Raw genomic sequence first — 21,459 nt, forward strand, 5'->3', positions numbered from 1 at the left:
GTTGACGGAAAATTAACCCTGATCCGCCAGTTTCGCCTTCACCAGACACCGCAAGAGGCGGCGGGCACCGGCCATCCGGCGTCCGCTTTCGCGACACGGGTCGGGCGTGCCGGGCGCACTCTCCCCTTGAGCGTGCGGACGCATTCGACTATGGAACCGGGGGCGGACATGCTATGCCAGTCGCCGCCGGCTCGGCCGTCTCAACCGCTTTGATAGAGTTCGTCAGCTCCATGCTCTCCAAACTGCTGGGCGTTCTGTCCGCCGACATGGCGATCGATCTGGGCACGGCCAACACCCTGGTCTATGTCAAGGGCCGCGGCATCGTCCTTAACGAACCGTCCGTCGTCGCCATCGCCAATGTGCGAGGCAAGAAGCAGGTCCTCGCCGTCGGCGACGAGGCGAAGATGATGCTCGGCCGAACCCCCGGCAACATCCAGGCCATCCGCCCGCTTCGCGACGGCGTCATCGCCGATTTCGAAGTCGCGGAGGAAATGATCAAGCATTTCATCCGCAAGGTTCACAACCGCCGCAGCTTCGCCAGCCCGCAGGTCATCATCTGCGTGCCGTCGGGTTCGACCGCGGTGGAACGCCGGGCGATCCAGGAATCGGCCGAGGCCGCAGGCGCCCGCCGCGTCTTCCTGATCGAGGAGCCGATGGCCGCCGCGATCGGCGCCGGGCTTCCGGTGACGGAACCGACGGGCTCGATGGTCGTCGACATCGGCGGCGGCACCACCGAGGTGGCCGTGCTGTCGCTGGGCGGCATCGTCTATTCGCGCTCCGTCCGCGTCGGCGGCGACAAGATGGACGAGGCCATCATCGGCTACATCCGCCGCAGCCACAATCTGCTGGTCGGCGAAGGCTCGGCCGAGCGGATCAAGAAGGAAATTGGCTCCGCCTGCCCGCCCGAGGACGGCGAAGGCCGCATCCTCGAGATCAAGGGCCGCGACCTGATGAACGGCGTGCCCAAGGAACTGATCATCTCCGAGCGGCAGATCGCCGAGTCGCTGGCCGAACCCGTCTCGGCCATCGTCGAGGCGGTGAAGGTGGCGCTGGAGCACACCGCTCCCGAACTGGCCGCCGACATCGTCGACAAGGGCATCGTGCTGACCGGCGGCGGCGCCCTGCTGGGCAACCTGGACTTCGTCCTGCGCCACGCCACCGGCCTGCCGGTGTCGATTGCCGACGATCCCCTCTCCTGTGTGGCTCTCGGCACCGGCCGCGCGCTCGAGGAGATGAAGACGCTGCGAAACGTCTTGGTCAGCGCTTACTGATTGGTGTATCCCTGATTGGAAGGCCTCCGGTCCGCCGCCCATATCGCGGGTGGTAAGGGCCGGAGACGGACCGCGTATCTGGACGGGAATTTCCTGTGAAGTCACGCTCATCCGGCTCCGTCACCCGCCTTGCCGCACCTTTACGGGCCCTCGCGCAACGCTTCTCCTTCCTCCTGCTTGTCCTGGCCTCCATCGCGCTGATGATGGTCGGCAAGATCGACTCCGTTTCGGTGGACAGCGCCCGCGCCCGCGTGACCGACGCCTTCGCCCCGATCCTCGACGCCATCTCCCGCCCCGCCGCGACCGCGGCCCGCGTCGTCGAGTCGGTGGTGGAACTTGAAAACGCCTTCGAAGAAAACCAGCGGCTGAAGGCCGAAAACGCCCGGCTGCTGCAATGGAAGCAGGCGGCCCTGCGGCTGGAGGCGGAGAACAACAGCCTGCGCAGCCTGCTGCGCGTCCGTCCGGATCCCTCCGTCAATTATATCGCCGCCCGCGTCATCGCGACCCCCGGCAGCTCCTTCGTCCGCACGCTGGTGGTGACCGCCGGCAAGCGTGACGGGGTGCGCAAGGGACAGGCGGCGCTGGCCGGGGCCGGTCTGGTGGGCCGGGTGATCGAGGTCGGCGAATGGTCGTCCCGCATCCTGCTGCTGACCGACATCAACGCCCGTATCCCGGTGGTCCTGGCCAACACGCGCCAGCGCGCCATCCTGGCCGGCGACAATTCCGACCAGGCCAGGCTTCTCTATCTGCCGCCGGAGTCGCCGATCCAGGTCGGCGAACAGGTGGTGACCTCGGGCGACGGCGGCCTGTTCCCGTCCGGCCTGCCGGTCGGCGTGGTGACCGCGGTGAGCGAGCGCGGCGTGCGTGTGCTGCCCAGCGCCGACCTCTCGCGGCTCGAGCATCTGCGTCTGGTGGATTTCGGATTGCCCGTCACCGACCTGGGCCCGTCACCGGAGTGGAAGTGAGCCGATCCGAAAGCACCCCGGCGGAAAGGCCGCCGGCATGACGGCAACCTTCTGGCAACGGGTCGACAAGGTGGGGCGCAATCTGGCGCCCTTCGCCGTTACCGTCATGATGGTTCTGGTCGGCATGATCCCCCTGCCGGTGCCGGGCTACGCCCCGGTGGCGCCGAACCTGACGCTGGTTTCCGTCTATTACTGGACGATCCACAGGCCTGACCTGATGCGTCCGGGGGTGGCCTTTCTGATCGGGCTGCTGCAGGATTTCCTGACCGGCGGGCCGCTGGGCGTCAATGCCCTGCTGCTGATCGTGGCGCAATGGGCGGTCCTGAACCAGCGCCGGGTGTTCCTGGCCAGCACCTTCGCGCTGCTGTGGCTCGGCTTCACCCTGGTGATGGCCGGTGCCGTCGTGCTGCAATGGCTGGCGTTCACGGCACTGGACGGGGTTGCGCTGTCGATCCTGCCGGCGCTGTTCCAGGGCTTGCTGACGGTGGCGGTGTTTCCTGCGGTGGGCTGGCTGCTGATCCGCGTGCACCGCGCGTTCTTGAACGGGTAAAGGGCCCCGCCGGTTTCATGAGTTCGATCGATCGCGATACCGACCGTTCCCGCCTGCTAGCGCGCCGCGCCCTGGTGCTGGGCGGCATCAAGCTGGCCGGCCTGTCCGCGCTGGTCGGCCGGCTCTATTACCTGCAGGTGGTCGAATCCGCGCGCTACACCATGTTGGCGGAGGAGAACCGCATCAGCCTGCGGCTGATCGCCCCGTCGCGCGGCAACATCGTCGACCGCTTCGGCGTGCCCTTGGCGGTGAATCAGCAGAACTACCGGGTCGTCGTGGTGTCGGAGCGCACCCACAACATCCAGGAGACGCTCGACAAGATCTCCCGCATCGTGCCGCTGACCGACGGCGACCGCCGCCGCGTGCTGCGCGAACTGCACCGCAAGCGCCGCTTCGTCCCCGTCACCGTGCGCGAGAACCTGACCTGGGAACAGGTGGCGACGCTGGAGGCCAACACCCCCGACCTGCCGGGCGTGTCGATCGAGGTGGGCGAGTTGCGCCACTATCCGCAGGCCGAGGCGACCGCCCATATCCTGGGCTATGTCGGCGCGGTGTCGGAAGCGGAGTTGAGCGGAAGCAGCGATCCCGTGCTGTCCCTCCCCGGCTTCCGCATCGGCAAGGCCGGAATCGAGCGGTTTCACGAGAAGGTTCTGCGCGGCACCGCCGGCACCAGCCAGTTGGAGGTCAACGCCGTCGGCCGCGTCATCCGCGAGCTGTCGCGCGACGAAGGGCAGTCGGGCCGCGAGATCCAGCTGACCATCGACATGGCGCTGCAGCGTTTCGTGCAGGAACGGCTGTCGCAGGAGGTCAGCGCGTCGGCGGTGGTGATGGACGTGCATACCGGCGGCATCTATGCGCTGTCCTCCCATCCCAGCTACGATCCCAACCAGTTCACCATGGGCATCAGCGCCGAGCTTTGGGAGGAGCTGCTGTCCAACCAGGCGACGCCGCTGAACAACAAGGCGGTGGTCGGCCAGTACCCGCCGGGCTCCACCTACAAGATGGTGGTGGCGCTGGCGGCGCTCGAATCGGGAATCGTCAGCAGCCGGCACACCGTCTTCTGCCCCGGCCACATGGAGCTGGGCGACCATCGCTTCCACTGCTGGAAACGCGGCGGCCACGGCACGGTCGATTTCGTCGGGGCGCTGCGCCATTCCTGCGACGTGTTCTTCTACGACGTGTCGCGCCGCGTCGGCATCGACCGCATCTCCGAGATGTCCAACCGCTTCGGCCTGGGCATCCGCACCGGAATCGACCTGCCGCATGAGCGGGCCGGGCTGATGCCGACCATCGCCTGGAAGCGGGCGACCCTGGGCAAGGGCTGGGACATGGGCGAGACGCTGGTCGCCTCCATCGGCCAGGGCTATGTGCTGACGACGCCGCTGCAGTTGGCGGTGATGACCTGCCGGCTGGCCAATGGCGGCTATGCGGTCAAGCCGCACCTGACCAAGCAGATCAAGGCCGTCAGCGGCGAACAGACCGCCTGGCCCAGCATCGGCGTGAAGAAGGAGAACCTCGACATCGTGCTGCGGGGCATGAACGAGGTGACCAACGCGCCCAACGGCACCGCCTTCAAGTCGCGCATCACCGAGGCCGGCTACGAGATGGCCGGCAAGACCGGCTCCGCCCAGGTCCGCCGCATCACCATGGCGGAGCGCTCCACCGGCGTGCGGAAGAACGAGGATCTGCCCTGGCGCGAACGCGACCACGCCCTGTTCGTCGCCTACGCCCCGATCCAGGCGCCGCGCTATGCCTGCGCCGTCTTTGTCGAGCATGGCGGCGGCGGCTCCACCGCGGCGGCGCCGATCGCCCGCGACATCCTGCTGGAAACCCAGAAGCGCGACCCCGGCCGCGCCGCCGTCGCCGAAACCCCGCCGCCGGCAATGGAGCCGCGGGGGTAGAAGCCCGCTGGCTGAACCGCCCCCTTCCCCTCGAAGAGGAGAGTTAGGGAGGGGGCATCGCCCTTGCCGCTTCCCCAAAAAGAAAAGCGCGCCCCCGCAGGGACGCGCCTTCCGTCAAACCGACTTGGCTTTCCGACTTGGCTTTCGCCCGATCAGTTCTTCGACTTGTCGACCAGACGGCGCTCGGCGATCCACGGCATCATGGCGCGCAGCTTCTCGCCGACCTTCTCGATCTCGTGCTCGGCGTTGCGGCGGCGGATCGCCTTGAAGGACGGCTGGCCGGCCTTGCACTCCAGCATCCAGTCGCGGACGAAGCGGCCTTCCTGGATGTCGGTCAGGACGCGCTTCATCTCGGCCTTGGTCTCGGGCGTGATGATGCGCGGGCCGGTGCGGTAGTCACCGTACTCGGCCGTGTTGGAGATCGAGTAGCGCATGTTGGCCATGCCGCCCTCGTACATCAGGTCGACGATCAGCTTCACTTCGTGCAGGCACTCGAAGTAGGCCATCTCGGGGGCGTAGCCCGCCTCGACCAGCGTCTCGTAGCCGGCGCGGATCAGCTCGGTCAGGCCGCCGCAGAGAACGGCCTGCTCGCCGAACAGGTCGGTCTCGCACTCTTCCTTGAAGGTGGTCTCGATGATGCCGGCGCGGCCGCCGCCATTGGCCGAGGCGTAGGACAGGGCGATGTCCAGCGCGTTGCCCGAGGCGTTCTGGTGAACGGCGACCAGCGACGGGACGCCGCCGCCACGCTGGTATTCGCTGCGCACGGTGTGGCCGGGGCCCTTCGGCGCGATCATGAACACGTCGAGGTCGGCGCGCGGCTCGATCAGGTTGAAGTGGACGTTCAGGCCATGCGCGAAGGCCAGAGCGGCGCCCTGCTTCATGTTCGGGGCCAGATCGTCGCGGTACAGGTCGGCCTGCAGCTCGTCCGGGGTCAGAACCATCACAACGTCGGCCCAGGCGGCGGCCTCGGCCGGGTTCATCACGGTGAAGCCGGCGGCCTCGGCCTTCTTGGTGGTGGCCGAACCCGGGCGGAGCGCGATCCGCACGTCCTTCACGCCGCTGTCACGCAGGTTGTGGGCGTGGGCGTGGCCCTGGCTGCCGTAGCCGACGATGACGACCTTCTTGCCCTTGATCAGGTTGACGTCGGCATCACGATCGTAATAGACGCGCATGGAGATGGTTCCTTGAATTCGCAACGAACAAAGACAGAGTGCGTTTCCTGCGGCGGATTACTCCATTGAGCAAAGCCGCCCGTCAAGGGAAACAATCGCTCGACGGAGCGGCAAAATGCAAAGCTTCCTTGCGTTTTTGCCGCTCCATTCTTGCGCAGAATGATCTTCTGCAGGCGAGCGCGCGTTAGAACGCCGCCGGGCCCTTCGACATGGCGACCACGCCGGTGCGGCTGGCCTCCACGAGGCCGAGCTGGCCCATCAGACCGACGAAATCGTCGACCTGCTCGGTGGTGCCGGTCAGCTCGAAGATGAAGCTGCTCAGCGTCGCGTCGACCACCTTGGCCTGGAAGATGTCGGCGAGGCGGAGCGCCTCGATCCGACGGTCGCCGGTGCCGGCCACCTTGACCAGCGCCAGTTCACGTTCCACCGACGGCCCTTCGTCGGTCAGGTCGTGGACGCGGTGGACCGGAACCAGCCGGCCGAGCTGCGCCTTGATCTGCTCGATGATCATCCGGGTGCCCGAGGTGACGAGCGTGATGCGCGACAGGTGCTCGGCGTTGTTCACCTCCGCCACCGTCAGGCTTTCGATGTTGTAGCCGCGGCCGGAGAACAGTCCGATGACGCGGGCGAGAACGCCCGGCTCGTTGTCCACCAGCACGGCGATGGTGTGCTTTTCGATCGCGTTTTCCATGAGACCCATTCCCCCGTTCGTTCGTCGTCAGCCGATCAGACCAGCACCATGCCGTCTTCCGGCGTGGCTTCGGACGGGCTGTCGTCCGGACCGAACAGGATTTCGTTGTGGGCCTTGCCGCCCGGGATCATGGGGAAGCAGTTTTCCTTCGGATCGACGGCGATGTCGATGATGCAGGGCCGGTCGGTGACGGCCAGCATCTTCTCGATCACCTGATCGACCTCGGCCACCGTGGTGGCGCGCAGGCCGACGCAGCCCCAGGATTCCGCCAGCTTCACGAAGTCCGGCAGGGCTTCCGAATAGCTCTGGGAATAGCGCGAGCCGTGCAGCAGTTCCTGCCACTGGCGCACCATGCCCATATACTGGTTGTTCAGGATGAAGATCTTGACCGGCGCGCGGTACTGCACGGCGGTGCCGATCTCCTGCATGTTCATCAGGAAGCTGGCCTCGCCCGACACGTCGACGACGATGGCGTCGGGGTGGGCCAGCTGGGCGCCGATGGCGGCCGGCAGGCCGTAGCCCATGGTGCCGAGGCCGCCCGAGGTCATCCAGCGGTTCGGCTCGTCGAAGGGCAGGAACTGGGCCGCCCACATCTGGTGCTGGCCGACTTCCGTCGTGATGTAGTGGTCCTTGCCGCGCAGGGCCTCGCGCAGGCGCTCCAGCGCGTATTGCGGCTTGATGACCGATTCGGTGCGGTTGTAGTTCAGGCAGTTGCGGGCGCGCCAGCCCTCGATCTTGCCCCACCACTCCTTCAGCGCGGCCTTGTCCGGCGACTTGGCGCGCGCCTTCCAGATGCGCAGCATGTCTTCCAGGACGGCGCCGCAGTCGCCGACGATCGGGATGTCGACCGCCACGTTCTTGTTGATCGAGCTGGGGTCGATGTCGACGTGGATCTTCTTGGAGCCCGGCGAGAAGGCCGACAGCTTGCCGGTCACGCGGTCGTCGAAGCGGGCGCCGATGTTGATCATGACGTCGCATTCGTACATGGCGAGGTTCGCCTCGTACGTGCCGTGCATGCCGAGCATGCCCAACCACTGATTGTCGGATGCCGGGAAGGCGCCCAGGCCCATCAGGGTGGAGGTGATCGGGAAACCGGTGGTCTTGACGAACTGCGTCAGCAGCTTGGCCGCGAAGGGGCCGGCGTTGATCACGCCGCCGCCGGTGTAGAAGACCGGCCGCTTGGCATTGGCGATCAGCTCGATCGCCTCTTCGATGCGGGCCATCTCCGCCTTCACCTGCGGGCGATAGGTCTTGTGCTTGACCTCCGCCGGCGGGACGTAGGTGCCGTCGGCGAACTGCACGTCCTTCGGAATGTCGACCAGCACCGGGCCGGGACGGCCGCTGCGCGCGACATAGAAGGCCTCGTGCAGGGTGCGGGCCAGATTGTCGACGTCCTTCACCAGGTAATTGTGCTTGGTGCAGGGACGGGTGATGCCGGTGGTGTCGGCTTCCTGGAAGGCGTCGTTGCCGATCAGGTGGGTCGGCACCTGGCCCGACAGGCAGACGAGCGGAATGCTGTCGCACAGGGCGTCCAGCAGGCCGGTCACCGCGTTGGTGGCGCCGGGGCCGGAGGTCACCAGCACGCAGCCGACCTTGCCGGTCGAGCGCGCATAACCTTCGGCGGCGTGAACCGCGGCCTGCTCGTGGCGTACAAGGACATGCTTGAGGTCGTTCTGCTGGAACAGCGCGTCGTAGATGGGAAGTACGGCGCCGCCGGGATAGCCGAAGATGATGTCAACGCCCTGATCCTTCAGGGCTTTGATGACGATCTGGGCGCCGGTCAGCTTCTGTTCGGACATCGCTCACGACCTTCTCATGTGGGCGCCTCCTCTAGGGCGCCCGGTTCCTTGGGAACACCAACCCTGCCGGGAAGGGATACCGTTCAGATCAACGGCTTAGCCCTGATGGCGAGTGCTGGGAGCGGCAAATTAGTCAAATCATCCGTCACAGGTCAACCCAATTCGCGAATGTTTGCAAAGTTTTTTTGCCGCAGTTTTTCCAATTGTTGCGCGTCCATAGGAGGTGGCCGCTCCGCCCGGCGCCGGCTTTCCCGACATGGAAACGGCGGCCGCACCGAAGCGCGGCCGCCGTTCCGAAGGGGCGGCGACTGGGAAGGACGGGCGGTCAGGCGGCCGTCTTCAGCAATTCGCACAGCCGGCGGATGCCCTCGCGGATCTGCGCCGGCTTGGTGACGGAGAAGGCGAGACGCAGCGTGTTCCGGCCCGAGCGGTCGGCGTGGAAGGCCGAACCGGGGACGAAGGCGACATTGGCCTCCTTGATGGCGCGGGCCAGCAGCTCCGTGCCGTCGACGCCCTCCGGTGCCTCGATCCAGACGAACAGGCCGCCTTCCGGCTTGGTCCAGGTGACGCCCGGCGGGGCGAATTCGTCCAGGGCCGCCAGCATGGCGTCGCGGCGCTCCTTGTACTGGGTGCGCAGCAGCTTGATGTGGCTGTCGAAGATCTGCGAGACGACGTCGTGCATGACGATCTGGTTGATCGTGCTGGCGTGCAGGTCGGCCGCCTGCTTCATCAGCACCAGCCGGTTCACCACCTCCGGCGCGGCATTGACCCAGCCGACGCGCATGGCCGGCACCATGGTCTTGGAGAAGGTGCCGCCGAAGATGACGTTGGTCAGCTTGCCGCCGTTGCGTTCGCAATCCAGCGCCGCCATCAGCGGCAGATGCTCGCCGTCGTAGCGCAGTTCGCAATAGGCGGTGTCCTCGATCACCGGCACGCCGGCCGCCTCGCAGGCGTCCAGAATGGCGTGGCGGCGGGCCAGCGTCACCGTGGTGCCGTTGGGGTTCTGGAAATCGGGGACGAGGTAGAAGAACTTCGGCTTCTGCGCCAGCGCCTCGGTCAGCGCCGCCATCTCCGGCCCTTCCTCGTCCATCGGGATGGAGAGATAGGTCGGCTCGTAGGGCGAGAAGGCCTGCAGCGCGCCGAGATAGGTCGGGCGGGTGACCACGATCTTGTCGCCGGGGCCGATCAGCAGCTTGCCGACGAACTCCAGCACCTGCTGCGAGCCGTTGGTGACCAGCACGCCGTCCAGCCCGATGTTGACGCCCTTGCCGCCCATGTAATCGCAGATCCATTCCCGCAGCGGCGTGTAGCCTTCGGTGATGGAATACTGCAGGGCGGCCCCGGCACCGGAATTGGACTGGAAGATCTTCTCGTAGGACCGCGCGATGGCCGAGCTGGGGAACAGGTCCGGGTCGGGGATGCCGCCGGCGAAGGAGATGATCTCCGGGCGCTCGATCAGCTTCAGCAGTTCCCGGATTTCGGACGCCGTCATGCCGCCCACGCGGCCCGCGAACACATGACCCCAATCAACCGACACGTCGCTTCTCCTTCGGATCAGTAATTTAGTATCGTTCTCAGGCGGCCGAGCATTGCATTTCGTTCCGCCTCTGAACAGGGCGAATCGATGGTATGGCAGCTATGCTGTCCTGTACGACTTACCAGCATATCGGATGATTTGCCAACAATCTGATGCCGGAACCACGTCACCTGACGTTTGGCATAGCGGCGGGTGGATTGCTGGGCCAGCGCGACCGCCTCGTCCAGCGGGATTTCGCCGTGCAGGTGGCGGCGCAGCTCCGGCACGCCCAGCGCCTTCAGCACCGGCAGGTCGGGGGCGAGGTCCCGCTCCCGCGCCAGGGCGTCCAATCGCCGCACCTCCTCCAGCGCGCCCTGCCCCATCATCAGGTGGAAACGCCTGTCGCACTGGGCATAGAGGTCGGCGCGCGGCGGATCGAGCACGATGACGGTGAAGCGCAGATGCTCCGGGGCGCCCTGGGCGGTCCGGCTCTGCCAATGGGACAGCGGCCGGCCGGTGGCCTCCAGAACCTCCCAGGCGCGGGTGAGGCGGGTGGTGTCGCCGGCGTTCAGCCTGGCCGATGCCGGATCGCGGGCGACCAGCTCGGACCGGAAGGCCTCGCCGCCGATGGACGCCAGCCGGGCATGGGCGGCGGCGCGCACCTCGTCGGGGATGGGGGGCACCTCGCTCAATCCCTGCATCAGCGCACGCAGGTACAGGCCGGTCCCGCCGACAACCACGGGCAGCCGCCCCTCGGCCTTGGCGGCGTCGATCTCCGCCAGCGCCATGTCGCGCCAGCGCGCGGCCGAACCGCGCTCCGCCGCCGGCAGCACGCCATAGAGACGGTGGGGCGCCCGCGCCAGATCCTCGGCCGGCGGGCGGGCGGTCAGCACGTCCAGGTCGGAATAGAGCTGCATGCTGTCGGCATTTATGACGGTGCCGCCGAACCCCTCGGCGACGGCGAGCGCCAGCCCCGACTTGCCCGACGCGGTCGGCCCGCCGATGACGACGACGTCTGTAAGGTCACTCATCGTCCGCATCCCGCCCGACATCCCCCACTCCCCCCGGGGAGAAGGAACCTGGTCCGTCGAGCCTGTTCCATCCCCCTTCCATGGCGTTCCGGCGCCCGCATTGCAACTCCCATCGACGCGACGACGCCGAAGCTTCGTTGGACCCGGCTCCCCGCCTGTGGTAGGCAGCGCGCAAAGGCCCTCTTTTCCTCGGGAAACCCGCCGATGAACGCCGTCGCCACGCTGATCGCCCCCCGCACCGCCACGCTCGACGAGACCGTCGTCCAGACCGCCAAGGCGGCGCTGGTCGGGTTGGGCGCCGATGCCGGGACGCCGGACTGGCTGGCCCCCGGCGCCGCCTGCGACCTGCCCTTCGGCAATCTCGCGCCGGAACAGGCGGAGGCGGCGATCCGCCATGCCCTGACGGCGAGCGGAATCGGCGCGACCCTGGACATCATCGCCCAGCCGGCGGCGACCCGGCGCAAGCGGCTGCTGGTCGCCGACATGGAATCGACGATCATCGAGCAGGAGATGCTGGACGAGCTCGGCGACTATGTCGGGCTGAAGGACCACATCGCCGCCATCACCGCCCGCGCCATGAACGGCGAAATCGACTTCAAGGACGCGGTGCGCGAGCGCGTCGCCCTGCTGAAGGGTTTGAAGGAGACGGTGATCGACGAGGTGTGGCAGCGCGCCACCTTGATGCCGGGGGCATCCCAGCTTGTCGGCACCATGCGCGCCAACGGCGCCGTCTGCGTCCTGGTATCGGGCGGCTTCCGCTGCTTCACCAGCCGCGTGCGCGATTGGATCGGCTTCGACGACGACCGCGGCAACGACCTGGAAGTGGTCGACGGCGTGATGACCGGCATGGTGATCGAACCGATCCTGGACAAGGACAGCAAGCTGCAGGCGTTGATGGCCTATGCCGGCGAGCACCGCGTGCCGATGGCGGAGACCATGGCCGTCGGCGACGGCGCCAACGACCTGCCGATGCTGCTGGCCGCCGGGCTCGGCGTCGCCTTCCATGCCAAGGCCGTCGTCGCCGCCGAAGCCCGTGCCCGCGTCGACCACGGCGACCTGACCGCCCTGCTCTACGCCCAGGGCTATCGCGCCACCGACTTCGTGGGTTGAGCGTCCGCCGCTATCCGCTCACGCCCAGACGCCGCGCACATAGGGCGTGAGCTGCGTGTCCATCAGGATGATGTGGCGGACCAGCCAGTCGGCGGTGAACTTGTACAGCTTCTCGGCGTTCTCGTGGGTGGGTTCGATGGAGAAGCGGTTCGACAGCTCGCTGACCATCTTGACCGCGGCGCGGTGCATGGCGACGTGCTCCTCGAATTGCGGATAGCGCACGATCTGCATGATGCGCTCCTCGCGGGCGAAATGCTCCTTGGTGTATTCCAGCAGCTTGACCAGAATCTTGGCAACGCGAACAGGCTGGAACCGCGGGGCGGCCAGCGCTGCGTCGAGTTCGTTCAGATACTCGATCAGATGCTTGTGATCGTCGTCGATGGCCGGCTGGCCGACGCTCAACTGCCGTCGCCATGTGATGGCGCCCATGACCTTGCCGCCTCCCCCTTCCCGGCACCCCGTTTGGACGGATTATGGCTGGTGCTACCACCGCACCCAAACAGTCGGGACGTCACACGGCAATTTGACGCACCTGGGAGAGGCGTTCCAAACGCAACGGGGGCGGATGCGTCGCCGCACCCGCCCCCGTTCCTCAACCAGGATTCGGCCGGAAATCCGCTGGCCTCAGCCGATGATGGAATAGCCGCAATCGACGTAGGTGGTGTCGCCGGTGATGCCCTTGGCGCCGTCGGTGGCGAGGAAGGCCGTGGTGTAGCCGACCTCCTCGATGGTCACCAGCCGGCCTTCGGGGGTCCGCTCGGTGGCCTTGTTCATCAGTTCGTCGAAATGGGCGATGCCGGAGGCGGCGCGGGTCTTGATCGGGCCGGGGGAGATGGCGTGGACGCGGATGCCCTTCGGGCCGAGCTCGGCCGCCAGATAGCGCACGCTGGCCTCCAGCGCGGCCTTCACCGGGCCCATCACGCCGTAATTGTCGATGACGCGGTTGGCGCCGAAATAGGACATGGTGAACAGCGACCCGCCGTCCTTCATCAGCGGCTCCGCATAGCGGGCCATGCGGATGAAGGAGTGGCAGGAGATGTCCATCGCCTGCTGGAAGCCCTCGCGCGAGCAGTCGACGACCCGGCCGTGCAGATCCTCCTTCGGCGCGAAGGCGATGCTGTGGAGCGCGAAGTCCAGCTTGCCCCACTTTTCGCCGATCTTGTCGAACATGGCCTTCAGGTCGCCTTCGCCGGTGACGTCCACCGGTTCGAAGATCTCGGCCTCCAACTGCTGGGCCAACGGCTCGACGAAGCGCTTCGCCTTCTCGTTCAGATAGCTGACCGCGAGGTCGGCACCCAGCGCGCGGAAGGCGCGGGCGCAGCCCCAGGCGATCGACTGGTCGTTGGCGATGCCAAGGACGAGCCCCTTCTTGCCTTCGAGCGTGGCGGCGGCGGGAATGATCGTGGTCATGGCGGACGGTCCTGCGGTCGGTGTGACGGGAGGAGCGGCCGCAACCCTGGCGGACTTTTCGCCGGACAAGGGCACGCGGCGTTCCTTGTGCAGCGCACCATAGACCAATCGCGACAGCCCCGCAACGTGTAATGGGGCCATTCCGCACAAACTCCCCAATCATCGCGCAGCATTGCGACGGGCAAGTTCAGTAAAAACCGAAGTCCTTCCGGGTATCCCCTTCATTGATCCATATCAAGACGGTCCTCCGGCGCGCGGCCGGAAGACCGTTTCTTGATGACATTTCCGTTAACCAGTCACGCCCCTTATGCAGCCGGCCGCTTACCGGGCGACGCCGGGCGTGAAGGAGGGCGGATCGCTGGCCGGGAAGGATTCCTGCGACGCCTCGTCGACGATCTCGTCTTCGCAGGTTTCCTGATAGATGTCGCCGGGATGGCGGGAATAGGGATCGATCCCGCGCTCCACATCCTGCGACGGAATGGCGGCGTGGTCGCGGCGCCCCCAATCGGCCAGCATCGACTTGGCGGGGCAGTAGCCGCTCAGCCCGCGCGCCACCAGGACGCCGCCGGCCAGCGCCATCGCGGCGCCGGTCCAGTTCGGCCGGCGCAGCCCCAGCACCGCCAGCGCCGCGCCCCCGGCCAGCGAGGCCAGCCGCTCGCCATGGCCGACATTGATGGTATAGTCGCCGCCGGGACCATGGATGCGGTCGTTGAAGCTGCGCAGGCTGCGCTGGGCCGTATCGGTGATGGAAGAGATTTCCATGTCGGTCCTCCTGAATGCGGAACCCAAATCCGGGCGCCCCGCGATCGGATCGTTATCGTGTCACTGTTGGGAAACCGGCGGCTGGGGGCTGTCGTTCCCCGACGGGGCCTGAGACGCCTGAGGAGAGGCCGGCGTTGCGCCGCCCTGCCCGCCCGAAGCGCCGGCCGGCGCGGCGCTGGAGCCGGATGCGCGCGCCTGCTGAAGTTCCTGGTTCAGCCTCGTCACCTCCTGGGACAGGCGCTGGACTTCCTGGCGCAGAGGCGCCGCGGCGTCGCTGCCGCCTCCCGTCAGGCCGGCGATCGCGGCCAGCGTGGCCGACTGCTGCATCCAGTAGGGGGGAACGCCGTAATAGGTATGCACCGCCATCGCCCATTGGCGGTCGTTCATGTTCGGGCGGTTCTTTTCGTCGAAACGCGGAGCGTTGGTCAGCTTGTCCTTGGGAACGTTCAGGACATAGCCGTCGCCGGAGGGCGAGAACAGCGCCCACGGCACGGGAAAGTCGCTGTCGCCGATGCCGAGGAAGCCGCCCAGCTCGACCACCGCATAGGCGATGCGCCCGGTCGCCGGATCGATCACCAGTTCGGAGATTTCGCCCATGTCCTTGCCGTCCGGGCTGCGCAGCTTGGTGTCCTCAAGCTGGTCGGCGGCGATGGCGCGGGGATGGGCGATGGAGTCCTGCAGCGCCGCGGCCTCTCCCAGGATGGCCTGGCAAGCCTGCGCGTTGCCCTTCTGCGCCGCGCCCTGGGCGGCCTGCTGCAGGGCGCGCAGCTGCGCGATCTCCTGCGGGGTCACGGGTGCCGGGCTGTTGGGCGCCGCGGCTTCGAGAGCCGCCGCCTGCTGTCCAAGCCGGTCGAGCCCGGCCGCGCAGTCGTCGGCGGCCATCGCGGGCGCGGCGACGGGGGCCAGCGCGGCCAGCAGCAGCACAGTGCCCAGGGCCGTTGCAGGGATCTGGCGCGTCATCGGGACATCCTCCGGCTTGAATCGTCTCATGCTGCATGAACAGCATGCTCAAGCCGGAGGTTCCCGTGCGCCCGTCTTCCTGCGGTTGTGTCTTCGGATGTAAGACTCTCTCAACCCGGCAGGGGCAGCCCGCCGCGCTGGACGATGAAGGACTGGATGGCGTCCACCCCTTCGCCGGCCTTGACGTTGGCGAACACAAAGGGACGGTCGCCGCGCATCTTGCGGGCGTCGCGGTCCATCACCTCCAGGCTGGCGCCGACCATCGGGGCGAGGTCGGTCTTGTTGATCACCAGCAGGTCCGACCGGGTGATGCCCGGCCCACCCTTGCGCGGGATCTTGTCGCCGGCCGACACGTCGATGACGTAGATGGTGATGTCCGCCAGTTCCGGCGAGAAGGTGGCCGCGAGGTTGTCGCCGCCCGATTCGATGAAGATCAGGTCGAGGTTGGGGAACTTCGCGTTCATCTGGTCGACGGCGGCGAGGTTGATCGAGGCGTCCTCGCGAATCGCGGTGTGCGGACAGCCGCCGGTCTCCACCCCCATGATCCGTTCCGGCTTCAGCGCGCCGGAGCGGGTGAGGAACTCCGCATCCTCCTTGGTGTAGATGTCGTTGGTGATCGCCGCGACCTCCCAATCGTCGCGCATGCGCTTGCACAGCGCGTCGGTCAGCGCGGTCTTGCCGGAGCCGACGGGACCGCCGATGCCGACGCGAAGCGGGCCGGCGTGGCTCTTTTCGATAGCGGGGAGAGCGCTCATGAGCGGAACAGCCTCGTATATTGGGTTTCGTGGATCATCGAGGTCCAGTCGACGGCCATCGCCCGGCCGCCGAGGTCGTCGAGCGGGGCCGCCAGCGCCGCCTCCGCCGCGCTGTGGGTGATGGGGTCGAGCGCCGCCAGCGCCCGCTGCCCGTCGGTCTGGCCCAGCGGCACCAGCCGGACCCCGGCCGACACCAGATTGGCGGCGAATGCATGCAGATAGGCGGTCAGCGCCGGCCCCTCCGCCACGCCGGTCAGGGCTGCGGTCAGCGCCACCGCCACCGCATAGGCGACCGGCCGGCCGGTGCCGGCGATCACCGCATCCCAGCGGGCCAAGCCGTCGAGCGGCCATGCGGCGCGGATCGCCAGCAGGAAGGCCTGACCCTGCGCCCGCGATTCGAGCGCGGTTTCGGAGGAGGCGCGCAGGATGTCGGCGCGCTCCACCGCCCAGGCGAAGGCCGCCTCGTCCCCGGCGCGCACCGCGCGATGGGCGGCGGCGAACAGCATGCCGTCGGTGCGCCCGGCGCCATGGCGCAGGATGCCGTCGAGCCAGACGATCAGCGTGGCGCGGTCCCGCACCAGCCCCTGCTCCACCGCCGCCTCGATGCCATGGCTGTAGGAGAAGCCGCCGACCGGAAAGCTGGGCGACAGCCACGCCAGCAGGCGCGTCAGCGCATGGGTGGAGACGCCGTCGTTCACCTCAGTGCGAATGCCCATGCCCGCCGCCATGCGAATGCCCGCTATAGGCGCCGCCTTCCGGCATGAAGGGCGCGGTCACGTCGCGCACCTCCGCCCCCAGCCCGCGCAGCATGTCCTCGATCACATGGTCGCGGCGCAGGCGGATGGTGTCGCCGACGATCTGCACCGGCAGGTGGCGGTTGCCGAGATGCCAGGCCACCCGCGCGAAGGCCTCCACCGGGCCGGGCACGCGGACCTCCATCAGGTCTTCAGCGGCGGCGACCACGCGCAGGAAGCTGCCGTCGCCCAGTTCCAGCCCGTCGCCGTCGTCCAGCGCCACCGCCCGCGGCAGGTCGAGCAGGAAGGCGCCGCCGGCATCGTCGGTCATCGCCATGCGGCGGCGGAAGCGGTCGTCGAAGGCGAGCGTCACGGTGCCAACCGCCTGCTCCGCGGGCCAATGGCCGCGGGCATGGACTCGGGTGGCGCGGCGGGCGGGTTCGGTCATCAGCTAAGCCGTTCGAAGGGGGTCGGGTGGCCGAAGAAGCGGCCGGCCAGCTCGCTGACCAGCGCCGCGTCCCCGGTGGTGAAGAAGCGCAGTCCCCGCTCCGCCGGAAGGGGCCGGTATTCGGGGTGGCGGTCGAGATACTGCTCAAGCGAGCGGGCGGTCAGGGTCGGCTGGCACAGCACCTCCACCCCCGGCGGCAGCGCGCGGGCGAACAGGTGGCGGACCAGCGGGTAATGGGTGCAGCCCAGCACCACCGCGTCGAGCGGCTGGCGGCCCATCCTGTCCAGCAGCACACGGACATAGCCGGCCACCGCCGGCGCGATCTCGTCGTCCGAAGCGCCGCGCTCGATCAGCGGCACGAGATCGGGGCAGGCCTGCTGCACGACGCGGATGGAGGGGGCGCGCTTGCCGATCTCGCGCGGGAAGGAGCCCGAATTGACGGTCGCCGCGGTGGCGAAGATGCCGACGGTCCGCGGTTCGGCCAGATGGTCCGGCGGAACGGTGTCGATCATCCACGGCACCCGCGTGATCGCCTCCACCATCGGCACCAGCACGCCCAGCGCGTTGCGGCCGGGATGGGCCGAGGGCAGCCATTCCTGCTGGAGACGGCGCAGCGCCACCGCCGCCGCCGTGTTGCAGGCGATGACGACCAGCCGGCAGCCCTGGGCGAACAGCCGGTCCATCCCGGCCACGGTCAGCCGGTAGATGTCGTCCTCGCTGCGCGGGCCGTAGGGAGCGGCGGCATGGTCGCCGAGATAGACGAAGGGCCGGTCGGGTGCGGCGTCCACCAGGGCGCGCAGCACCGTCAATCCGCCATGTCCTGAGTCGAATACGCCGATCAACTGTCTTGAGCCCTACCAGGAAACTCCTTCTCCCCCCTGGAGAGAAGGTTGGGATGAGGGGGTTCGGCGCAGCCGAAGAGATCCTCGAAGCGGTTCCCCCTCACCCTAACCCTCTCCCCAGGGGAGAGAGGGGATAAAAAAATCGCCTCAGAACAGGAAATACCGCTGCGCCATCGGCAGGACCTCGGCCGGCTCGCAGGTCAGCAACTGCCCGTCCGCCCGGACCTCGTAGGTTTCCGGGTCCACTTCGATGTGCGGGGTGGCGTCGTTGTGGATCATGTCCTTCTTGCCGACGGTGCGGGTGCCCTGGACGGCGATCAGCTCGCGGTGCAGGCCAAGCTGGCGGCCGACCTCCAACTCCATCGCCTTGGCGCTGACGAAGGTGACGCTGCTGGCCTGTATCGCCCGGCCGAAGGCGCCGAACATCGGGCGGTAATGCACCGGCTGCGGCGTCGGGATCGAGGCGTTGGGATCGCCCATCAGCGCCGCGGCGATGGTGCCGCACTTGATCACCATGTCCGGCTTGACCCCGAAGAAGGCCGGCGACCACACCACCAGATCGGCCAGCTTGCCGACCTCGACCGAGCCGACGACATGGCCGATGCCGTGCGACAGCGCCGGGTTGATGGTGTATTTGGCGATGTAGCGCTTGACCCGGAAATTGTCGTTGTCGCCGGTCTCCTGCGGCAGCCGCCCGCGCTGGAGCTTCATCTTGTGGGCGGTCTGCCAGGTGCGGATCACCACCTCGCCCAGCCGGCCCATCGCCTGGCTGTCCGACGAGATCATGGAGAAGACGCCCAGGTCGTGCAGGATGTCCTCCGCCGCGATGGTCTCGCGCCGGATGCGGCTTTCGGCGAAGGCGACGTCTTCGGGAATGCGGGCGCTGAGGTGGTGGCACACCATCAGCATGTCGAGATGCTCGTCCACCGTGTTGATGGTGAAGGGCCGCGTCGGGTTGGTCGAGCTGGGCAGCACGTTGTTGAGCCCCGCCACCCGGATGATGTCCGGGGCATGGCCGCCGCCCGCGCCTTCGGTGTGGAAGGTGTGGATGGTGCGGCCCTTGAACGCCGCGATGGTGTCCTCGACGAAGCCGGATTCGTTCAGCGTGTCGGTGTGGATCGCCACCTGGACGTCCAACTGGTCGGCGACGGTCAGGCAGGTGTCGATGGCATCCGGCGTGGTGCCCCAATCCTCGTGCAGCTTCAGGCCGCAGGCGCCGGCGGCGATCTGCTCCAGCAGCGCGTCGGGGCGGCTGGTGTTGCCCTTGCCGAAGAAGCCCAGGTTGATCGGCAGCCCTTCGGCGGCCTGGAGCATCCGCTCCATATGCCACGGCCCCGGCGTGCAGGTGGTGGCCGCGGTGCCGGCGGCCGGGCCGGTGCCGCCGCCCAGCATGGTGGTGACGCCGCTGTTCAGCGCCTCGTCCACCTGCTGCGGGCAGATGAAGTGGATGTGGGCGTCGATGCCGCCGGCGGTGACGATCTTGCCCTCGCCCGCGATCACCTCGGTGCCCGGCCCTACGATGATGTCGACGCCGGGCTGGACGTCGGGATTGCCGGCCTTGCCGATGGCGGCGATGCGCCCGCCGGTGATGCCGATGTCGGCCTTGACGATGCCCCAGTGGTCGATGATCAGCGCGTTGGTGATGACGGTGTCGACCGCCCCCTGGTGGCGCGAGCGCTGGCTCTGGCCCATGCCGTCGCGGATCACCTTTCCGCCGCCGAACTTCACCTCCTCGCCATAGACGGTGTGGTCGCGTTCGACCTCCACGATCAGGTCGGTGTCGGCCAGCCGGACGCGGTCGCCGGTGGTCGGACCGTAGAGGGCCGCATATTCGGCCCGGTCGATGCGGTGCGCCATTTCCTTCGCCCTTCCTGTCGGCCCGTCAGAGGGCGCCGTTGACCTTGCGGTTGAAACCGATCACCACCCGGTCGCCGCCATAGGCGACCAGCGTCACGCGGCGGGTCTGGCCGGGTTCGAAGCGCACCGCCGTCCCGGCCGGAATGTCGAGCCGGAAGCCGCGCGCCTTCTCGCGGTCGAAGGCCAGCGCGCCGTTGGTCTCGTAGAAATGGAAGTGCGAGCCGACCTGGATCGGCCGGTCGCCGGCATTGGCGACGTCGAGTTCGACGGTGGCGCGGCCGTCGTTCAGCACGATCTCGCCGGCCGCCGGGAAGATTTCACCGGGCTTCATCGGACATCCCCCCTCAACGGATCGGCTGATGGACGGTGACGAGCTTGGTGCCGTCGGGGAAGGTCGCCTCGACCTGGATGTCGTGGATCATCTCGGGGATGCCCTCCATCACCTGATCGCGGGTCAGCACGGTGGCGCCGTCGCGCATCAGCTCGGCCACCGTGCGGCCGTCGCGCGCACCCTCCACCACGTAGTCGGTGATGAGGGCGACCGCCTCCGGGTGGTTCAGCTTGACGCCGCGCTCCAGCCGCCGCCGCGCCACCATCGCCGCCATCGCGACCAGCAGCTTGTCCTTCTCGCGCCCTGTCAGGTTCATCGGGGGATTGCCCTTTCGCCACCCTGTTCGTCGCCGGATCATTGCCGGCCGGTTGGGAGCGATTATGCCACGATGATGCGGTGCGCCAAGTGCGTCGTATGACGTAGCGACTTGAAAATGCTGGGCGGCATGAAAGTGCTGGCGAGACGGCCGGAGCGTGGCCCTCAGACCTCCCACAGCCGCGGCAGGCGGGTGGGCAGCCCGGCGGCCTCGGCGCGCAGGCCGGACCACAGGGCGGCATAGGCGCGCCGCACCGCGCGGGCGTCGCCGCCGAGGATGCGGACGACCAGCAGGCCGTCCAGCGCCGTGGCGCCGATGCGGGCGCCCTCCAAAGGCTCCGTCAAGGCCCGAATCGCATCGAGGCGGCGGGCGGCGTCGGGGGCGGCGTGAAGCAGGGTGGCGCAGGCCGCGGCTCCGCCGAAGCCGGCGGGGTGGGCCAGCGCTTCGGCGATGTCGTCGTCCAGATGCAGGGCGTCGGCCCATATCAGGCGGCCGTCGCGCGCGACCTCCCAGGCGTCGCGGATCAGGCCGCGGGTCACCGTCTCGCCGAAGGCGGCGCGGCCGAAGACCAGCATCTCGCCGGCGATGGCGCGGCCGTCGCCCGACAGGTCGATCCGGGTCAGGCGGCGCAGGCGCGAAGCTTCGAAGACGATGGCTTCCTGCGGCATCCACTCCAGCCACGCGCCGTCCTCGACCGACAGCATGGTGTCGATGCGGCAGTCGGCACCGGTGGAACGATAGACCTTCTCGGCCGCCTGGGTGGTGACCAGGGCCTTCGCCCCCGCCCCGACCGACAGGGCGATGTCCATGCGGTCGCCGCCGACCATGCCGCCGGAGGTGGTGGCGAGCACCGCGATGGGAAGATCGCCACGGCGCGACGCCGGCATCAGAACCCGCAACGGGTCATGATGATAGAGCGTCGCCAGCCGGGTCTCGCCGTGGCGATGTTCGAACCGGACGGTCGCAGCGCCATGGACGGCGACCTTCTTTTCCTCGCGCGCGGAGTCTTCCTGCCTGTCGGCCACCGCCACCTGAACC

22 protein-coding genes are annotated in these 21,459 nt (G+C 68.0%); 5 read left to right on the plus strand and 17 right to left on the minus strand.

Features of this window, described 5'->3' with window-relative positions:
• The first annotated feature begins 230 nt into the window (after nucleotides 1-230).
• From DM194_RS08135 to mrdA, 4 genes are all read left to right on the plus strand, one after another.
• Nucleotides 231-1,271 carry a rod shape-determining protein gene (locus DM194_RS08135; RefSeq protein ID WP_012974729.1) on the plus strand — a complete coding sequence of 347 codons (1,041 nt, stop codon included), beginning with the start codon at nucleotides 231-233 and terminating at the stop codon, nucleotides 1,269-1,271.
• A gap of 95 nt (nucleotides 1,272-1,366) precedes the next feature.
• Entirely contained in the window at nucleotides 1,367-2,236 is an 870-nt protein-coding gene (gene mreC, locus DM194_RS08140; protein ID WP_111066777.1) for a rod shape-determining protein MreC, read from the plus strand.
• 37 nt (nucleotides 2,237-2,273) lie between these two features.
• Nucleotides 2,274-2,786: a rod shape-determining protein MreD gene (gene mreD, locus DM194_RS08145; protein ID WP_111066779.1), complete on the plus strand. Its 513-nt coding sequence runs from the start codon at nucleotides 2,274-2,276 to the stop codon at nucleotides 2,784-2,786.
• Nucleotides 2,787-2,803: 17 nt separating this feature from the next.
• Nucleotides 2,804-4,687 carry a penicillin-binding protein 2 gene (gene mrdA / locus DM194_RS08150; protein WP_111066780.1) on the plus strand — a complete coding sequence of 628 codons (1,884 nt, stop codon included), beginning with the start codon at nucleotides 2,804-2,806 and terminating at the stop codon, nucleotides 4,685-4,687.
• 152 nt (nucleotides 4,688-4,839) lie between these two features.
• Here the strand turns inward: mrdA and ilvC are convergent, their stop codons facing one another.
• The 5 genes from ilvC to miaA all read right to left on the minus strand — a co-directional run bounded on the left by ilvC (nucleotide 4,840) and on the right by miaA (nucleotide 10,896).
• Complete coding sequence (ilvC, locus tag DM194_RS08155) at nucleotides 4,840-5,859, minus strand: ketol-acid reductoisomerase (protein WP_111066782.1); 1,020 nt, start codon at nucleotides 5,857-5,859, stop codon at nucleotides 4,840-4,842.
• A 184-nt stretch (nucleotides 5,860-6,043) separates the two neighbouring features.
• The gene (ilvN, locus tag DM194_RS08160; protein WP_111066784.1) at nucleotides 6,044-6,550 is read right to left on the minus strand and encodes an acetolactate synthase small subunit; all 507 of its coding nucleotides are present in this window, start codon (nucleotides 6,548-6,550) and stop codon (nucleotides 6,044-6,046) included.
• A gap of 35 nt (nucleotides 6,551-6,585) precedes the next feature.
• Entirely contained in the window at nucleotides 6,586-8,349 is a 1,764-nt protein-coding gene (locus DM194_RS08165) for an acetolactate synthase 3 large subunit (protein ID WP_111066786.1), read from the minus strand.
• A gap of 325 nt (nucleotides 8,350-8,674) precedes the next feature.
• A complete protein-coding gene (locus DM194_RS08170) occupies nucleotides 8,675-9,886 on the minus strand; it encodes an aminotransferase-like domain-containing protein (protein WP_111066788.1) in 1,212 nt (403 codons plus the stop codon).
• 17 nt (nucleotides 9,887-9,903) lie between these two features.
• Complete coding sequence (gene miaA, locus DM194_RS08175; protein WP_111066790.1) at nucleotides 9,904-10,896, minus strand: tRNA (adenosine(37)-N6)-dimethylallyltransferase MiaA; 993 nt, start codon at nucleotides 10,894-10,896, stop codon at nucleotides 9,904-9,906.
• Between the two features lie 204 nt (nucleotides 10,897-11,100).
• Here miaA and serB point away from each other — a divergent pair, with 204 nt between their 5' ends.
• Nucleotides 11,101-12,006: a phosphoserine phosphatase SerB gene (gene serB, locus DM194_RS08180; protein WP_111066792.1), complete on the plus strand. Its 906-nt coding sequence runs from the start codon at nucleotides 11,101-11,103 to the stop codon at nucleotides 12,004-12,006.
• An 18-nt stretch (nucleotides 12,007-12,024) separates the two neighbouring features.
• Here the strand turns inward: serB and DM194_RS08185 are convergent, their stop codons facing one another.
• The 12 genes from DM194_RS08185 to DM194_RS08240 form a co-directional block, all read right to left on the minus strand.
• Nucleotides 12,025-12,435 carry a bacteriohemerythrin gene (locus DM194_RS08185; RefSeq protein WP_111066794.1) on the minus strand — a complete coding sequence of 137 codons (411 nt, stop codon included), beginning with the start codon at nucleotides 12,433-12,435 and terminating at the stop codon, nucleotides 12,025-12,027.
• 195 nt (nucleotides 12,436-12,630) lie between these two features.
• Nucleotides 12,631-13,416, minus strand: a complete 786-nt coding sequence (gene fabI / locus DM194_RS08190) for an enoyl-ACP reductase FabI (RefSeq protein ID WP_111066796.1) — start codon at nucleotides 13,414-13,416, stop codon at nucleotides 12,631-12,633.
• Nucleotides 13,417-13,737: 321 nt separating this feature from the next.
• Nucleotides 13,738-14,178, minus strand: a complete 441-nt coding sequence (locus DM194_RS08195; RefSeq protein WP_111066798.1) for a YgaP-like transmembrane domain — start codon at nucleotides 14,176-14,178, stop codon at nucleotides 13,738-13,740.
• 60 nt (nucleotides 14,179-14,238) lie between these two features.
• Nucleotides 14,239-15,138, minus strand: a complete 900-nt coding sequence (locus DM194_RS08200; RefSeq protein WP_111066801.1) for a PRC-barrel domain-containing protein — start codon at nucleotides 15,136-15,138, stop codon at nucleotides 14,239-14,241.
• 110 nt (nucleotides 15,139-15,248) lie between these two features.
• The gene (gene ureG, locus DM194_RS08205; RefSeq protein ID WP_014248453.1) at nucleotides 15,249-15,893 is read right to left on the minus strand and encodes an urease accessory protein UreG; all 645 of its coding nucleotides are present in this window, start codon (nucleotides 15,891-15,893) and stop codon (nucleotides 15,249-15,251) included.
• Nucleotides 15,890-16,609, minus strand: a complete 720-nt coding sequence (locus DM194_RS08210; protein ID WP_246024145.1) for an urease accessory protein UreF — start codon at nucleotides 16,607-16,609, stop codon at nucleotides 15,890-15,892. Before DM194_RS08210 ends, ureG begins: the two co-directional genes overlap by 4 nt.
• A complete protein-coding gene (locus DM194_RS08215) occupies nucleotides 16,593-17,075 on the minus strand; it encodes an urease accessory protein UreE (RefSeq protein ID WP_111066806.1) in 483 nt (160 codons plus the stop codon). The genes DM194_RS08210 and DM194_RS08215 overlap by 17 nt, the downstream gene beginning before the upstream one ends.
• Nucleotides 17,075-17,878 carry a glutamate racemase gene (locus DM194_RS08220; RefSeq protein WP_246024323.1) on the minus strand — a complete coding sequence of 268 codons (804 nt, stop codon included), beginning with the start codon at nucleotides 17,876-17,878 and terminating at the stop codon, nucleotides 17,075-17,077. The genes DM194_RS08215 and DM194_RS08220 overlap by 1 nt, the downstream gene beginning before the upstream one ends.
• Before the next feature lie 186 nt (nucleotides 17,879-18,064).
• Nucleotides 18,065-19,774 (minus strand): urease subunit alpha, encoded by a 1,710-nt coding sequence (gene ureC / locus DM194_RS08225; protein ID WP_111066812.1) that lies wholly within the window; start codon nucleotides 19,772-19,774, stop codon nucleotides 18,065-18,067.
• Between the two features lie 25 nt (nucleotides 19,775-19,799).
• Nucleotides 19,800-20,105 (minus strand): urease subunit beta, encoded by a 306-nt coding sequence (locus DM194_RS08230; protein WP_111066815.1) that lies wholly within the window; start codon nucleotides 20,103-20,105, stop codon nucleotides 19,800-19,802.
• Nucleotides 20,106-20,118: 13 nt separating this feature from the next.
• On the minus strand, nucleotides 20,119-20,421 hold the full coding sequence (locus DM194_RS08235; protein ID WP_014248459.1) for an urease subunit gamma: 303 nt from the start codon (nucleotides 20,419-20,421) through the stop codon (nucleotides 20,119-20,121).
• Nucleotides 20,422-20,585: 164 nt separating this feature from the next.
• Complete coding sequence (locus tag DM194_RS08240; RefSeq protein ID WP_246024324.1) at nucleotides 20,586-21,452, minus strand: urease accessory protein UreD; 867 nt, start codon at nucleotides 21,450-21,452, stop codon at nucleotides 20,586-20,588.
• Nucleotides 21,453-21,459 lie beyond the last annotated feature (7 nt).

This window comes from Azospirillum ramasamyi (genome assembly GCF_003233655.1).
GTDB lineage: Bacteria > Pseudomonadota > Alphaproteobacteria > Azospirillales > Azospirillaceae > Azospirillum > Azospirillum ramasamyi.